Origin of the sequence: Mesorhizobium sp. SARCC-RB16n, assembly GCF_008520305.1 — a bacterium.
Classification (GTDB): domain Bacteria; phylum Pseudomonadota; class Alphaproteobacteria; order Rhizobiales; family Rhizobiaceae; genus Mesorhizobium.
In genome coordinates, this window is record NZ_ML703253.1 from 301,988 (window position 1) to 316,534 (window position 14,547).

A 14,547-nucleotide genomic window follows, 5' to 3' on the forward strand; every position below is an offset into this window, starting at 1 on the left:
GGCAGGACAGAGGGGGGCGCGAAGGAACGCCAACCGTCGCAGCTATAAACGCCCAGACTACCCCGCCGCGATCAACACCGTGCTCTCCGGCGACCATCGCAGCACCACATCCTCCCCCTCTGCCAGCCTGTCATCGCCGGTGTTCTGGACGATGACCTTCAACGTCTGTCCGGCGCGCTCGACGAAATAGGTGCTGTTGTTGCCAGCAAAGATGCGCTTGGACACTTGACCCCGCAATTCGTTAACATTGGCGGCATCCATGGCCCCGGCATCGTTGGCAATGCGGATGCGTTCGGGCCGCACGGCGCAGCTCGCCTTGGCGCCGGCGGCAAGCCTGTCGCCCAAGCCTGCGGCAATCGCCGTGCCGTCCGGCAGGCGGATGCCGTTGCCGGTCGATTCACCGCGAAAGATGTTGGCGTCACCGAGGAAGGTGGCGGCGAATTCGCTCTTCGGCCGGTCGTAGATCTCTTCCGGCGGCCCTTCCTGCACCAGCCTGCCGTCGCGCAATATACCGATGCGATCGCTCATCGTCAGCGCTTCTTCCTGGTCGTGGGTGACGAAGATGGTGGTGATGCCGATCTCGCGCTGGATGCGCTTCAACTCGATCTGCATGTCGACGCGCAGCGCCTTGTCGAGCGCGCCGAGCGGCTCATCCAGCAAAAGCACGCGCGGCTTGGTGACGATCGCCCGCGCCAGCGCCACACGCTGGCGCTGGCCGCCGGAGAGCTGATGCGGTCGGCGCGCGCCGAGCTTGCCGAGCTGCACGAGGTCGAGCGCGCGCTGCACCTCCGTCGCAATCACCGCCTTGGCCTCGCCGCGCACCGACAGGCCGAAGGCGATATTGTCGGCAACGCTCATATTGGGAAACAGCGCGTAGTTCTGGAACACCATGCCGATGCGCCGCTTTTCGACCGGCACCCGCTCGACGCTCTCGCCGCCGATGGCAATGCGGCCCGAATCGGGAAAATCGAAGCCGGCGATCTGTCTGAGCAGCGTGGTCTTGCCGCTGCCCGATGGCCCGAGCAGCGCATAAAACCCGCCATCGGCGAAGTCGATGGAGACATCGTCCAGCGCCTTGTGCGCGCCAAAGCTGCGCGAGACGTTCGCTACCTCAACACCGGCCATTATTTCTCTCCGCCGAATTTGAAAAAGCGCGCAGTGAGCAGCATCAACGCCATCGACACGACGATGATGATGGTCGAGACCGCATTGATCTCGGGTGTAAAACCCTTGCGGATCGCGGCGTAGATTTCGACCGGCAGCGTCGTCTGGCCCGGCGTCGCCAGGAAATAGGAGACAACGAACTGGTCGAACGACACGGCGAAGGCAAACAGCCCGCCGGCGATGACGCCCGGCATGATCCAGGGCAGCGTCACGCGCGCCGTCACTTGCCACCGGTTGGCGCCGAGCGAACGCGCCGCTTCCTCCAGTTCAGGTGCGAAAGTCTGCAACCTGGCCGAGACGACGACGATGACATAGGGCAGTGCCAGCGCCACATGGCCGAGCAGGATGGCGAACAGCCCGCGCCCGATGCCGACGCCGAAGAAGAAAATCAGCATCGCCGTGCCGGTGATCAGCCACGGAATGGCGATCGGCGGAAACAGCAGCGCCTGCAAAAACTTCTTGCCGCGAAACTCGTAACGAAAGAGCGCCAGCGATGCCGCCGAGCCGAGCACGGTCGAAATAACAGTGGTGATGACAGCGATCTCGATGCTGTTCCAGGTCGCCGCGATCAGCTGCTCGTTCTGCCACAGCGAGGCGTACCATTCCGTCGTCCATTCGAAGGGCAATTGGTAGAAGGGCGAGACGTTGAACGACATCAGCGCCATGATGATAATAGGCAAATAGAGGAAGGCGAGCAGAAGCCCGACATAGAGGCGGCCCAGCCATTCGAGGATGCGCGTCGTCATCATCAGGCGGCCCTTCGCAGCACCGGAGAAGCGACCGCCAGGATGATCAGCACGACGGCGAGCAGGATGAAGGATAATGCCGCGCCGAGCGGCCAGTTGAATACGGCGACGAACTGGTCCTCGATGACCGTGCCGTAGAAGGTGCCGGTGCGGCCGCCGAGAATGCGCGGCTCCATGAAGGAGCCGACCACCGGTACGAAGATGAGCGCCGCGCCCGCCACCAGTCCCGGCAGCGACAGCGGAATGATCACCCGCTTCAGCACCTGCAGCCGCGAGGCACCGAGCGAGCGCCCAGCCTCGATCAGCGAGTCGTCGATGGCCTGCAGCGTGAGATAGCAGGTCAGCACCATGTAGGGCACGTAGGAGTGCACCAGCCCGATGATGACAGCTGGATATGAATACATGAGATCGATGTTGATCTTGAACGGCAGCACCGCGTTGAGCGCGGTGTCGAGGATGCCGCCTTCACGCAGCACCATCGCCCAGGAAAAGATGCGTACCAGGCCGTTCGACCAGAACGGCAGGATGACCAGCAGGAAGATCGCCTCGCGGCTGCGGCCCTTCAGCACCTTGGCCAGCACATAGGCTGCCGGGTAGCCGATGACGACGCACCACAGCGTCACCTCGAGGCCGAGGCGGAGCGAAGCCAGCAGCAGCGTCAGATAGAGGCCCTGCGAGAAGAACGCGGCATAATTGCCCAGCGTGAAGGCCCACGGCTTTCCCGTCAGCGGCAGGTCGGTCATGAAGGAGAAAAAGACCATGGCCGAGAGCGGCAGGAAGATCGCCACCGTCAGCCAAAGATAGGCCGGCGCCAGCAGCGGCAGCGCCGATCTCAGCCCGCTACGCGACGCGGCCGCACCTGCCATGATACCTACCTCCCCAGGGACTGAAGAACCAGCCGGCGCGAACCGCCGGCTGGCCGGGACATGATTTTACTTCACGTCGACCTTGAGCTGCTGCCAGAGCGCCAGATAGGCCTCGCGCTGCGCGTCGGTGATCGGCGCCTGGAACTGGATGCGCTTGGCCACCGCAGGGTCGCCCATGACCTTTCGATTGAAGGCATCCTCAGGCAGCGCCGCCACCGCTTTGGTGTTGGCTGACACCGGCGCGCCGACCTTGGTGACCCATTCGACGTAGAATTTCGGGTCGATCATGTAGTTGATGAAGGCCTCTGCGCCGGCAACGTTCTTGGAGCCGACGGGAATGGAAAAGGCGTCGAGCCAGGCAACGGCGCCCTCCTGCGGAATGACCAGCGAGACCGGTAGCTTGAAATGCGTCTTGGCGCGGTCGGCCGAGCCGCTCCAATAGGTGCCGATGTCGATCTGGTTGGAGGCCACCATCTGGTTCCAGTCGTTCTCCGAACTCCAGAAGGTCTTGATCTGCGGCATTAGCGAGGTGAGCTTCGCCTTGACCGCAGCCATATCCTTGATGTCGTTGATGTTCTGGCCCGTGGCGATAGCGCCGAACTGCACCGCCTCGACGGCGTCGTCGCGGATGACGACGCGACCCTTGTGCGCGGGATTCCACATCTCGGCGATCGAGGTCGGCGGCTTGTCGAAGGATTTTTCGTTGATGGCGAGCGCCGTCAGGCCCCACACCCATGGCACCCCATAGACCTTGCCGTCATGGTCGAGCATCGGCGATCCGGCCTTGTCCTTGCTGATATCGGCATAGTTCGGCAGTTTCGATACATCGATCGGCTGGATCAGCTTTTCAGCCATCGCCTGGTCGTTGAAGGCGGCATTGATCATGACGACGTCATAGAGACCGGGATTGGTGCGGATCTTGGTCAGCATCTCCTGTTCGGAATTGAAGAAGTCGTTGACGACCTTGTTGCCGGTCGCCTTCTCGAAAGCGGCGATGGCCCACGGCTCGTCGGCGCCGTAGCCCTTCCAGTTGAGCACATGCACCTCGTCGGCCTTGGCGGCGAAGGCTAGTGCGGAGGTGAAGACGGCGGTCGCCGTCAAGAGTGCAGTCAAGTCAGGCATGCGCATGGTTCGTTCCTCTCTGTGTTTGCCCGCTTCCCGGGCTTGTCAGGCTGTCTGATGGGCCTTCTGTGTCCGGCCTGGCCCGCCGATCGCGGCGGCTTGGCTCAGGAAAGTCTGGATTTCCGCGTCGGTTGGCGCCGATGAACCGCCATGACGGGTGACCGAAATGGCGGCCGCCGCGTTGGCGTAGCGCGCCGCTTCGAACGGCAGCGCACCGCGCGACAGTGCGCTGACGAAGGCGCCGATATGCGTATCGCCGGCACCATTGGTGTCCACTGCCGCGACCTTGAACCCGGAAATGGTCTGGGCGGAACTATCCGCCAACCGCACATGGCAGCCTTTGGCCGCGCTGCGGATGACGACGCCATCGGCAGTCGGGCAATGATCCGCAAGCAGTCGTGCCGCGAGCGACTCGATGTCGCCTGGACCAGCGATCTCAGCGGCTTCCGTCGTGTTGCAACTCAGCCATGTCGTGCGGGCCAGCACGCGCGACAGGATCGGACGCGGAATGTCTGAAATGATCGGCGCTGGATCAAAGACGAAAGACGTTTGCGCAGGCAGCGCCTCGATCCAACCGGTCAGCGCATCGCGGCTCCCGGGATAGCTCAGCGTGTAGCCTGACGTAAACACCCAATCATCCGGCGCGATCACCACGGGCGCCATCATATCGAAGCTGAGCACACTCTCCGCGCCGGGCCATGAGACGAAGGTGCGTTCGGCATCGCTCGATATCATGGCGACGCAATTGCCGCTGTCCATCAGAGGTGATGGCGGCGTCAGCGTCTCGATGCCCTCGGCGGCGAAGGCGGCACGCAGGAAGTCGCCATTCGGGCCGCTGCCGAGCTGGCCGCCGAACACCACTTTCATGCCGGTGCGGGTAGCAGCGACCATCATGTTGAAGCCGCCTCCGGCGACCTGCGCATAGCTCGATGCCGTCTTCTCGGTGCCGGGCGCCGGCAAGGCGTCGATGCGGTAGACATAGTCGACCACCGCGCTGCCGATATGGACGAGACGCCCGCTCATGCCGCATCCTTGCCGGAACCGGCCTTGCCGACGCGACCGTTAGACGTCCGCGCCGCGACAAGATCGGCGGCCAACCCCCGAACTTGCGCCATGTCGATGCCCTTGAGACCAGCGATGCGATCCTGCGGCAGACGCGAAAGGCCGGTGCAGGCGCCGGCCATGCCGGCCGCGATGGCGCCGATCGTGTCGGTGTCACCGCCGAGATTGGCGCCGATGACCGCAGCCTGCCAAGGATCGCCGCCGGCGACTTCCAGAACCGCGAAGGCAGCCGGTACCGATTCCTGGCTGGCGACGCCGGTGCCGACGAGATCGGTGATCAGGCGGATTGCATCTCCCATTGCCTTGCCGCGCACCAGATCCTGCGCCCAGACGATGCGGGCGGCGATGTCGCCGCCGGTCACCCAATGGCCTAGCGTCGCCCCTCGCCTTGCCGCCACCACGGCGCTGTCGGAGGCCGCGCGCCAGTCGCCACCGGAGACGCCGCGGCTGACTGCGGCCGCGACGGCGGCGGCCGACGCTATGGCGATCGAGGTGTTGTGCGTCGCCCGGCAGGTCTCGGCGACCTTGGCGACGAATGCATCGAGCGGCTCCAGTGGCATCATGATGCCGACCGGCGCGATGCGCATGGCCGCGCCATTGGTGTCGCCGCTACGCCCCGCCTCTTCCGCCGGCACGCCATTGTTGATGGCGTCGATCGCGCGCTTGGTCGATGGCCCCAGGAGATCGTAGCTGCCGCGCGCTTTGACCTCACGCTCCCAGTCGAGCAGCGCGTTCACCCAGCGCGCATGGTCGAAGCTGTCGCCGGACTCAATCAGGATGCGGCCAAGCAGCAGCGCCTGTTCGGTGTCGTCGGTAATGGTGCCGGCCGGCAGCCCCTTCGACACCGGATGGTCGGCGAAGGGCGCGACGAAATTTTCGACATGGCCGTAGAGTTCGGCAATGCGGACGGGCGATAAAAGCTGCGTCGGCATGCCGAGCGCGTCGCCCAGCGCTCCGCCGACAAGCGCGCCCATGGCGCGATCCATCTTGAACTCGTTATCCGGCATCGCTCAGAACCTCATATGCAGCGCGAAATGCGCGGGATTGAGCAGGCTGGTGACATATTCGATCGGCCGCTCGTCGGCCGCGCGCGTCAGCCGGCGGCCGCGCAGGAAGGGCGTGCCTTGCGAGCAGCCGAGGATGGCGGCGTCCTCGGCGTTCAGCATCTCGATATCGACCCATTCCTCGCCGTGGTCGGCAATGAGCCCGGCGCCGCGCAGCGTCTGGTGCAGCGAGCCCTCGCGCAGGCCGCGCAGCGGCACGTCTTCCAGCTCGGGCGACAGCGGCAGGCGGCTGCGTTCGATGGAGATGGCGTGACCGTCGCTGGCATTGGTGCGCACCCGGTCGACGGCAATGAAGAACGGGCTTTCGATACCGAGCAACACGGCAAGGTCGGCGTCTTCGATCACTTCGAGCCGCAGCGTCCGCGTCTCCGCATTGGCGCCGGCATTGGCGAGCGCCCTCGACCAGCCGATGCTGTCATCGACCGGCATGCCGTCAAAGGTCACGAAGGAGCCGATGCCGACCTTGGTGGTGATCAGCCCGCGACTGGACAGTTCCTCAAGGCCTTTGCGGACCGTATTGCGGCTGACGGAGAAGCGCTGGACGAGCTCGTTCTCGCTTTGCAGCCTGTCACCGAAGCCAAGAACGCCGGAGCGGATCTCATGCTCGAGAACGGTCGCGATCTGCTCGGGCTTGCCCGTGCCGGGAGACAGTTGAACCGCGCGCCGCTTCATATGCAGACCTGTTCAGTGAACTTGTATAGTCCTGTTCAATATCTTGGTATGCGAACTCTGTCAACGATCAGCGCGGACGGACGCACCGCAAGGCGAGCCAGCACTTCGAGGCAGTCGCTGATGAAAAAGAAAGCCCGCTCCGGGGACGCCGGGGCGGGCCTTGGAGGAGGATAAAGGGGTGGGACCCTCTCCTCTTGTTTCCACGGGGGGTGTGGACCGCAATCACCATACGTAAGTCCCGCGGAATGCCGAATCACAATCCGGTGGCCGGCGACGCGAGCGTGGTCACGCGATTGCGATTGCGACCGTGATCGAACTGCTAAATGCGTCCCAGAACCACAAGGATGATGACGATGAGCAACACAAGTCCGAGACCGCCACCACCATAATAACCGGTTCCGTAGAACGGGCCACCGCCGAGACCGCTGAACCCGCCGAGCAGCGCGAGGATTAGAATAATGACAAGTATCGTTCCGAGACCCATGGCCTTCCCTGCTCCTGAATGCGCGCTTTCGCGCTGTTTTGACATCGCGCTATTTCGGATGTTGCAAAGGTATGAACGTTTTAGGAGGGCTGGCGTTCCGCCGGGCCATCGCGGCTACGGAGCACTTAGCCCGCAAAGCAGAAAGCCCGCCTGGACGGCGGGCTTTCCGACCGGCCGGAGGCCAGGAGAGTGCGGTCAAAGCCTCAGGGCTGGTTCCGCAGCCTCCTTCAACCTCAGCGGCGCGAGATCAGCAGGCAGAGTTGGCGCAGGTCGCGGTCATAAGTCCCCTCGCTGCCGAGGACGTCGACGCAGCGCTTCTTCATGCGCGTCAGCTGGGAGCTCGACATCTGGGCAACGGCACCCGGAACGTTGAGTTGGCTAGGGTTGGGCGATATGCCCAGGTTCGACGGGTTGCTAGGATTGGTTACGTTGTCAATGCCCACGCCAACACCAACACCACTAGTACCGCCAACATTGGCGCCAAGCCCCGCGTTGATACCGCCTGTTCCACCAACATTGGCACCGAGCCCGGCGTTGATGCCGCCCGAATCTCCGATATTGGCGCCGGCTCCGACATTGGCGCCGTTGCTGCCGTCGACCGAAGCGCCGAGCCCGGCGCTGGCGCCACTCGAGCCACCGAGATTGACGCCGGCGCCGGCATTGCTGCCGCCGATCGAAGCGCCGGCGCCGGCGTTGACGCCGCCACCGCCGCCGACCGATGCGCCGACACCGCCATTGACGCCGCCGCTACCGCCAACCGAGGCACCGGCGCCAAGGCCCGCTGCACTTGCCGGCATGGAAAGAACGAAAACCACTGCACTACCCGCCAACAAACTGGCGACTGTCTTGATGGTAAAAGCCATAACACTCTCCTGTTGTCGTTGCGCTAAGGCAGTCGGCATACAGCCGACTGCGATGACAACTACGTCGGAGGTAAATTTGGGTTTCAGATCAACCTAAATTAGCTGGCGCTATGGTAGTCGTTGCCGAAACAAGAGAAAAACAAAATTAATAAAAATGTAATATATATGTAAAAGATTTTTTTTAGCGGACGCAGGTGATATCTATATTCTAAAGAATACAGGGAGAAAAACCCACTTTTGAGCGAGCCGCTGGGCTGCTGCTACCGGATAGCTCCTGCTGGCCAACCCTGACAGTCTGCCTTCAGAATAGCCGGTAGAACAGCCGGTAGTGCACACGTTCCATGTAAGCGCGATACTCCGGTTCGGTGGCCAGCAAGGCCTCCTCGCGCAGGATTCGATACAGCTGCATGTAGGTGATGACCGCATAGACCGCGAGATTGTGGAAGGAAAAGGCCGACAGGAGGTAGAGCACATGGCCGGCGAGGTAGCCTGCATAGATCGGATGCCGCACCAGTCGATAGGCACCGCCCGTCATCACACCGCGATTGGCGGGCAGGATCGCAAAAGAGCGCCCCAGCGAGATCTTGCCCCAGATAACGAACAACAATGCGATGATCTGTAACGGCGCGGCGACGTAGAGAGGGATGAGCGCAATGCCTGGCTTGAGGCTGATCAACGCAACACCAAAACTGGCTGTCACCGAAACGATGACGGTAAGCAGATTCCAGTCACGCGTGACCGGACGCCGCGACAGGAGCAGCCAGGTGAAGGTGAGTATCTCGGAAATCGCCACCAGCGCGGTATTGAGCCGGGTCGGATCCTCGAGAAGTTGATAAACGCCGCGATAGACGAACAGCCCCGCGCACAACAGGGCGCAGACGCGAAAGAAACCTTCGCGCAGGTCGATCAGAATCTCGCGCTTGCGCGCCGCGGAAAAAAACCGGTTATCGGCTGCACGCGAAAGTGTGTCACTTTTTGACATGAGCAAGGCAAGCATCCCGATGATCCCTCGGCGCGACCTTCGCACGCAACCATTGCCGGGCCGTTAACCGAGAAGATCAGATCGGCATCAAACCGGAGCGAAGGTGACGAAAGGGAAGAGCCCTATCCGCGGTTTGTCGGACTGCGGCGACATCGTGGCGTCCAGCATCGGACGACACGACCCTTTCGCGGTTTCCGCGTTGGTGTCTATCTCAGGTACTCATTGCTGAAATATCCTGCAAAATCCGGATGTTGCGCGACAATCTTGCCATCGGCATCGTGCAGGATGCCGGTGGCGAAGAGATAGGAGCCGATCGCGTCCATCTTGGACGGATCCATAATGCCGATGGTCCCGTCTTGCCCGCGCAGATAGTGCCCCTCGATCAGTGCCTTCAGCGAGGCATGGATCAACGCCGGATTGGTCAGGGCATCCTTGTTGGCGCCAATCAGCAGCGTGGCGGCTTCCTCTGGATGATCCACCGCGAACTGATAGCCGCGCCGCGTTGCCTGAATGAAGGACGACGCCAGCTCGGGGTTTGCCTGGAGATAGGCTTCGCTCGAAGAGATGAGCGTCGTGTGCTCGTCGGGGACGCCATAGTCGGCATAGACGAAGCTGCGCTGCTTGACGCCTTTGAGTTCGGCTTCGACGCCCTCCCAGGTCGATACCTCGAGCGTGAAGTCGACCGAACCGTTGGCCAGCGCCTCGTAGGCGGAAGTGCCTAGCGTCACCGTCTCGAAATCGCCCTTGCCGCCATCGTGGCGGATGATGGTCGAAATCAGCGCGTTCTCCCAGGCACTGCCGAAACCGCCATAGGTCAGGCCATCCAGATCCTTCGGACTTTTGATCTCGCTGCGCGCGGCATTGAACACCAGTCGGCCTGTTTCGGACTGCACGACGGCATAGACGGCCTTCAAGTCGGCGCCAGCGGTCTTCTGGGTAAACAGGCTAATGGTGCCGTTGATGCCGAAATCGGCGACGCGGTTGGCGACCAGCGTGCCGGCCCCGGTGTCGCTGTAAGGCACAATATCGACCTCCAGACGGGCCTCGCGATAAAACCCCTTGTCGCGCGCCACGAACAGCCCGATGTGGTTGGTGTTGACGGTCCAGTCGAGCGCGACGGTGACTTTTCGCGTCGCCGCGAAGGAGCGGTTCGATCCGGCGATCAGCGGAACGCTGCCGGCAAGGGTGAACAGCAAGGCTTGCCTGCGCGTCAGGTCAGTCATGGTCATGTCCTTTGGATGGCTGGAGGTTGAGCAAAATGTCGAGGATCTCGGCCTCGAGCAGGCTGGCCTGCCGCGCCTCGGCGCCGCTCGGATGGCGCGGGCGCGGCAGTGGCACCTTGATCTCGCGCACGACACGAGCCGGTCGCGCCGACAGCACATAGATGCGGTCGGACAGGAACACGGCTTCGCGCACATCATGGGTGATCAGCAACGCCGTCCAGCGATGATGCCGCCACATCTGTTCGAGCCAGCGCTGCATGGCCGCGCGGGTCAGTGCATCGAGCGCGCCGAACGGCTCGTCGAGCAGCAACATGTCGCGTTCCTGCACGACCGTGCGCAGCAGCGCCGCACGCTGGCGCATGCCGCCTGAAAGCTGCGCCGGAAAATGCCGCTCGAAGCCGGTAAGCCCGAACTCGGCAAACAAGGGGGCGACCCGCGTCCGCGCCGCCTTGCGGCGGACGCCTTGCACCTCGAGCCCGAGCGTCGTGTTGTCGAGGATCCGCCGCCACGGCATCAGCGCGTCGCGCTGCGGCATGAAGGCAAAATGCCTGCCATGATCGTCGAGCGGCGCGCCGTCGAAGAACATCTCACCCTCGCCATGCTCGGCGCCGGTCAGAAGCTGGAACAGCGTCGACTTGCCGGCGCCCGAAGGCCCCAGGATCGAGACGAATTCGCCGGCATCCACGCGTAGCGAAATGTCGGCGAGCACTTCGAGCCCGCCAAAGGCCTTGCGCATATGCCGCAATTCGAGCCGGCTCATGCTTGCGGGCCTTTTCCGGCGGCTTGCCTGCCGGCGGCGCGTTCCCAGGGCATGGCAAGTCGCTGCAGCAGCACCGTCAGCCCGAACAGGACCAGGGTGAGCGCGGCGCTGACGCCGACGGCGGCGAGCACCAGGTCGGGGCGGAAATTGTTCTTGGCGTTGAGCATGTAGATGCCCAGCCCTTTGGCCGCGCCCGCATATTCGGCGAAGATGGCGCCGACGACGGCATAGGTGATGGAGATCCTGAGGCCAGCGAAGAAATAAGGCAGCGCCGAAGGCAACCGTGCCAGGATGAAGACCCGCCAGCGCCCTGCTCCCATGGCGCGCAGCATCTGGCCGATCTCGACCTCGGTAGCCTCATAGCCCTGCACCAGGGCCACCAGCATCGGGAAGAAGGTGACCAGAGCCACCAGCATGATTTTGGGCGTCAGCCCGAAGCCGAACCACAGCACCACCAATGGCGCGATGGCGACCAGCGGCAAGGTCTGGCTGACTATGAAGACGGGAAACAGCGCGCGCCGCAAAGGCTGGAAGAAGTCGACCAGCATCGACAGCGCGAAGGCGGCGCTGAGCGAACAGGCAAAACCGATCAGCGTGGCGCGGATGGTGGGAATGGCGTTGTCGAGCAGCGCGTCCCGATTGACCAGCGCCTGTTCGAGGACGCGAGAGGGCGCCGGCAGAACCGTCGGCTTGATGCCGGAATAGTTTGCGTAGAGCTCCCACGCCACGAGCGCCAGACCGATCGATATCACGGCCGGCGCCGCCTGGGCGAAGAAGCCCGCGAGCTGACGCGGGTTGAATGACGATGAAACCACGAGAGGATGACCTTGACGGCGCTCGCGCGTCGGCGCGAGCGGTTCAGACGGCAGTGGGACTGTTGGCCGAAACCGTGACATCTAGGGTTACGTGGCCGGCGCCCGGCCCGAAGCGGCAGAAGGCCTCATCGAGCGCCGAGAAGATCGCGCCGGCATCGCCGCGCAGCTTGGTGCAGAAATTCTTGGAGCGATCGTAGACGCCGGACTGCTTCAGGAAATCGATGCAGCCATAGATCTCGTCCATATGGTCGTCCGTGCCCATCACATAGAGCGAGAACTGCGCCGTCGCTGGCTGGCCAGTGGCGGGCGCGCCACGCACGGCGGTGATGGCGGCTTCCTTGCGCGGGCCGAGTGGCCCGGCAGGTCCACCGAACGTGTCGGAGCGGCAGATCGGATCGTCCGGCTCACCTGGGCAGCCGCGCGAAATGGTGGCCGACAGCACGCAATGCTTGCCGCTGCCGGACGCAGCAACGAAAAGGTCGCGCAGCGCTGGGAACAGCACCTCGGGAGGCCCGACCAGCAGGGTCGAGATGTCGTCGGTCTCGATCCTGAGCTTGTCGCGATACGGATCGAGCGCGCCGAGCGCGCCTAGGATGACGCCGACAAAATCGTCGGCCATGGGATATAGGGAAACCTGTGCGCCTGAAAACATCGCCCGCCTCGCTCCGCTGGTATTACCCAGATCAGCTTCTAGGGTCTGTGGGCTTGCCGCCCCCGTCTCAGCCCCGACCGTACGGAGCACCCCTGTGGATGGCGGCGTTAAAGCACCATTCGGTCGGTTGGGGAAGCTGTTTTTTCAGCGAGCTGCGCCAAAAGCATGTGCCAGCCCAGAGGCAATCGTGTACTGCCGGCTCGGAAATTTGTCTGGAACCTTCGCGAAGCCGAGAGGTTGTCCACTAGTCGCCAGACGCAATTGCAGGAAAAAAGTGAAGCGGTTTTCCGGCCGGAATTGCGTCAAAACAAAGAGATAGAGCCGTCAGGTGCTTCCGTGAAGCTCGTGACCGCTCCGGCGACGAATTCACAGAAATGGAGACAAACCATGCTCATGAAAATCCTTGCGGCTTCGGCCTTCACCATTGCCGTTGCAACATCCGCCATGGCGCAAAGCAATAGCGCAGCCGGCGCGGACGGGTCGGGTGGCAGCGGCAAGTCGGTCACTGTAGAGCCAAGTACGCCGGCTTCGCCCAATACAATCGATCAGGGCGCAACCAACAGCACGACCATCACGCCGGGCGACATGAATTCCAACGCGGACCAGAATTGCCCGACCAATCCGCAGGGCGCGCAGACGGATGCCAATGGCAACGCGACTGCGCCAACCTTGAACGACAAGAACTGCGGTAAGTAGTTTTCGCAGCATGGAAAGCGCGGACGCAGGTTCCGCTCTTTCCATGCGCATTGGTTTTACCTACCGCCACGACCGGCCGGCGATACGTGCCGATTCGCTATCCAATTTGCCAAACACCCTTATTTCAGGGCACAACTTTCCGGCTTTGGGCCGTGCGAATGCGGCGTGCATTTTCATCAGCCGTTTGAGCAGGCGGCCATAGGTGAGGTATCGAACCCGGCCATCGGCAAGATCGAAATCCACGCTCCCCCATCGCCTAACCGGACCCTTTCCGGTTGGCGAATCCAATCGCCTGATCTGGAAGGCCAACCTGACCTTGCGGCCGGCAACGTCCAGATAGATACCGGGATTGGTGCCCAGTACGTGCCACAACCGGGCAACGTGCTCGACCGACATGTCAGATGAAATCGCCGTATGGTCCCGCTCAAGTCGCGCCCAGACGAAATCACCGGTTGGCTGCCGCATCCCGGACACCAAATCCTTGCAATAGGCTGGCGCCACCTCGCGTACCAACCTGCGCATCGCGGTCGCCACGCTGTCAACCATGTCTCGCCGCGATGCCCAGTCTGCTTCGGAAAACGGCACTTGTCCGAGGATGTCGCCGTCATCGAAATTGGCGGACATCTTATGCAGTGTCACACCGCCATGAACGGCATGCTGGCCATCCGCGACCAGGCGATGGAGAGGATGCGGACCCCGGTAGTTCGGCAGCAGCGCCGGATGAAAATTAAGCCCGCCCTTGGGAAACAGGCCGAGCAGTTGTTGTGGGATCAAGGTCGGGAAAGCGTAGCAGATCAGTACATCCGCGGCGATGGCAGGCAATTGCCTGCCAAGCTCGTTCCAGTCGTAAGGCAGGCCGAATTCGATCAGCTTCACCGGCGTGTTGCCTAGATATCGCCTGAGCAGAAGCCGGCGCTTCAGCCTGCGCCGAAAATTGCCAATGCTGAAGCCTCTGGATGGGCGCTGAAAGCCAGGCACGATGATCGCGCCAATACGGTTGCCCGCCTCGATCCAGCCGGAAAGCAGCGGCCCGGTATAATCAGAAATATCCAGTATGAAAACTGCATTGAGCTGCCGGGCACCGACCGCAGGCTCGGAAGAAATCACCTTCTCAGGTCTGGCGGGGCAAGACGTCCCCTGCCGCCGCGCCAGCAATCCGAGCACCCTCACGGATCCGTCCGGGCAGGACCAAAAAGGCCAGCCGGGCGGTCAGGCAGCCTTGGGGGAAAGCGGTCCTGCAGCAGTGACACTTGAGAGCCTTTCCCGCTTCACCAACACAGGCTTTTCGTAGAGCTTCCTCATGCTCACCCCCATGAAATCAATTCACCTGCGCAGTTGGTCAGCAGCGCCGCGAACTGTCAACCGCCGGACGGTGG

General features: G+C 62.7%; 16 protein-coding genes and 1 riboswitch. Of the genes, 1 reads left to right on the forward strand and 15 read right to left on the reverse strand.

All coding sequences use genetic code 11. The features are described from left to right. Positions 1 to 57: 57 nt before the first annotated feature. The 14 genes from C7I87_RS01450 to C7I87_RS01515 all read right to left on the reverse strand — a co-directional run bounded on the left by C7I87_RS01450 (position 58) and on the right by C7I87_RS01515 (position 12,475). Complete coding sequence (locus C7I87_RS01450; RefSeq protein WP_149902522.1) at positions 58 to 1,125, reverse strand: ABC transporter ATP-binding protein; 1,068 nt, start codon at positions 1,123 to 1,125, stop codon at positions 58 to 60. Then, a complete protein-coding gene (locus C7I87_RS01455; protein WP_149902523.1) occupies positions 1,125 to 1,913 on the reverse strand; it encodes an ABC transporter permease in 789 nt (262 codons plus the stop codon). The genes C7I87_RS01450 and C7I87_RS01455 overlap by 1 nt, the downstream gene beginning before the upstream one ends. Next, a complete protein-coding gene (locus tag C7I87_RS01460; protein ID WP_149902524.1) occupies positions 1,913 to 2,776 on the reverse strand; it encodes an ABC transporter permease in 864 nt (287 codons plus the stop codon). Before C7I87_RS01460 ends, C7I87_RS01455 begins: the two co-directional genes overlap by 1 nt. 66 nt (positions 2,777 to 2,842) lie before the next feature. Beyond that, positions 2,843 to 3,904: an ABC transporter substrate-binding protein gene (locus C7I87_RS01465; protein ID WP_149902525.1), complete on the reverse strand. Its 1,062-nt coding sequence runs from the start codon at positions 3,902 to 3,904 to the stop codon at positions 2,843 to 2,845. Positions 3,905 to 3,943: 39 nt separating this feature from the next. After that, positions 3,944 to 4,921, reverse strand: coding sequence for a PfkB family carbohydrate kinase (locus C7I87_RS01470; protein ID WP_149902526.1), 978 nt, complete (start codon positions 4,919 to 4,921; stop codon positions 3,944 to 3,946). After that, positions 4,918 to 5,967 carry an ADP-ribosylglycohydrolase family protein gene (locus C7I87_RS01475; RefSeq protein ID WP_149902527.1) on the reverse strand — a complete coding sequence of 350 codons (1,050 nt, stop codon included), beginning with the start codon at positions 5,965 to 5,967 and terminating at the stop codon, positions 4,918 to 4,920. The genes C7I87_RS01470 and C7I87_RS01475 overlap by 4 nt, the downstream gene beginning before the upstream one ends. A 3-nt stretch (positions 5,968 to 5,970) precedes the next feature. Further along, the gene (locus C7I87_RS01480; RefSeq protein WP_149902528.1) at positions 5,971 to 6,696 is read right to left on the reverse strand and encodes a GntR family transcriptional regulator; all 726 of its coding nucleotides are present in this window, start codon (positions 6,694 to 6,696) and stop codon (positions 5,971 to 5,973) included. A 319-nt stretch (positions 6,697 to 7,015) separates the two neighbouring features. After that, positions 7,016 to 7,180: a DUF3309 family protein gene (locus C7I87_RS01485; protein ID WP_149902618.1), complete on the reverse strand. Its 165-nt coding sequence runs from the start codon at positions 7,178 to 7,180 to the stop codon at positions 7,016 to 7,018. A 233-nt stretch (positions 7,181 to 7,413) separates the two neighbouring features. Continuing rightward, complete coding sequence (locus C7I87_RS01490; protein ID WP_149902529.1) at positions 7,414 to 8,043, reverse strand: hypothetical protein; 630 nt, start codon at positions 8,041 to 8,043, stop codon at positions 7,414 to 7,416. A gap of 301 nt (positions 8,044 to 8,344) precedes the next feature. Beyond that, positions 8,345 to 9,040: a methyltransferase family protein gene (locus tag C7I87_RS01495; RefSeq protein WP_149902530.1), complete on the reverse strand. Its 696-nt coding sequence runs from the start codon at positions 9,038 to 9,040 to the stop codon at positions 8,345 to 8,347. 191 nt (positions 9,041 to 9,231) lie between these two features. Next, a complete protein-coding gene (locus tag C7I87_RS01500) occupies positions 9,232 to 10,248 on the reverse strand; it encodes an ABC transporter substrate-binding protein (protein WP_149902531.1) in 1,017 nt (338 codons plus the stop codon). Beyond that, entirely contained in the window at positions 10,241 to 11,008 is a 768-nt protein-coding gene (locus C7I87_RS01505) for an ABC transporter ATP-binding protein (protein ID WP_149902532.1), read from the reverse strand. The genes C7I87_RS01500 and C7I87_RS01505 overlap by 8 nt, the downstream gene beginning before the upstream one ends. Beyond that, positions 11,005 to 11,823, reverse strand: a complete 819-nt coding sequence (locus C7I87_RS01510) for an ABC transporter permease (protein ID WP_188393673.1) — start codon at positions 11,821 to 11,823, stop codon at positions 11,005 to 11,007. Before C7I87_RS01510 ends, C7I87_RS01505 begins: the two co-directional genes overlap by 4 nt. Positions 11,824 to 11,866: 43 nt before the next feature. Then, positions 11,867 to 12,475, reverse strand: a complete 609-nt coding sequence (locus C7I87_RS01515) for a YkoF family thiamine/hydroxymethylpyrimidine-binding protein (RefSeq protein WP_149902533.1) — start codon at positions 12,473 to 12,475, stop codon at positions 11,867 to 11,869. Further along, positions 12,466 to 12,579, reverse strand: a riboswitch (TPP riboswitch). (Overlaps the previous gene by 10 nt.) A gap of 133 nt (positions 12,580 to 12,712) precedes the next feature. On the opposite strand from C7I87_RS01515, the gene C7I87_RS01520 reads away from it, so the two are divergent. Beyond that, the gene (locus C7I87_RS01520) at positions 12,713 to 13,171 is read left to right on the forward strand and encodes a hypothetical protein (protein WP_246696122.1); all 459 of its coding nucleotides are present in this window, start codon (positions 12,713 to 12,715) and stop codon (positions 13,169 to 13,171) included. A 60-nt stretch (positions 13,172 to 13,231) separates the two neighbouring features. Here the strand turns inward: C7I87_RS01520 and C7I87_RS01525 are convergent, their stop codons facing one another. Then, a complete protein-coding gene (locus C7I87_RS01525) occupies positions 13,232 to 14,335 on the reverse strand; it encodes a formyltransferase family protein (RefSeq protein WP_188393674.1) in 1,104 nt (367 codons plus the stop codon). Positions 14,336 to 14,547 lie beyond the last annotated feature (212 nt).

Bases quoted from the DNA above. Each gene is read 5' to 3' on its own strand.
- C7I87_RS01450 (WP_149902522.1), bottom strand. From the start codon at position 1,125: ATGGCCGGTGTTGAGGTAGCGAACGTCTCGCGCAGCTTTGGCGCGCAC.
- C7I87_RS01455 (WP_149902523.1), bottom strand. From the start codon at position 1,913: ATGATGACGACGCGCATCCTCGAATGGCTGGGCCGCCTCTATGTCGGG.
- C7I87_RS01460 (WP_149902524.1), bottom strand. From the start codon at position 2,776: ATGGCAGGTGCGGCCGCGTCGCGTAGCGGGCTGAGATCGGCGCTGCCG.
- C7I87_RS01465 (WP_149902525.1), bottom strand. From the start codon at position 3,904: ATGCGCATGCCTGACTTGACTGCACTCTTGACGGCGACCGCCGTCTTC.
- C7I87_RS01470 (WP_149902526.1), bottom strand. From the start codon at position 4,921: ATGAGCGGGCGTCTCGTCCATATCGGCAGCGCGGTGGTCGACTATGTC.
- C7I87_RS01475 (WP_149902527.1), bottom strand. From the start codon at position 5,967: ATGCCGGATAACGAGTTCAAGATGGATCGCGCCATGGGCGCGCTTGTC.
- C7I87_RS01480 (WP_149902528.1), bottom strand. From the start codon at position 6,696: ATGAAGCGGCGCGCGGTTCAACTGTCTCCCGGCACGGGCAAGCCCGAG.
- C7I87_RS01485 (WP_149902618.1), bottom strand. From the start codon at position 7,180: ATGGGTCTCGGAACGATACTTGTCATTATTCTAATCCTCGCGCTGCTC.
- C7I87_RS01490 (WP_149902529.1), bottom strand. From the start codon at position 8,043: ATGGCTTTTACCATCAAGACAGTCGCCAGTTTGTTGGCGGGTAGTGCA.
- C7I87_RS01495 (WP_149902530.1), bottom strand. From the start codon at position 9,040: ATGCTTGCCTTGCTCATGTCAAAAAGTGACACACTTTCGCGTGCAGCC.
- C7I87_RS01500 (WP_149902531.1), bottom strand. From the start codon at position 10,248: ATGACTGACCTGACGCGCAGGCAAGCCTTGCTGTTCACCCTTGCCGGC.
- C7I87_RS01505 (WP_149902532.1), bottom strand. From the start codon at position 11,008: ATGAGCCGGCTCGAATTGCGGCATATGCGCAAGGCCTTTGGCGGGCTC.
- C7I87_RS01515 (WP_149902533.1), bottom strand. From the start codon at position 12,475: ATGTTTTCAGGCGCACAGGTTTCCCTATATCCCATGGCCGACGATTTT.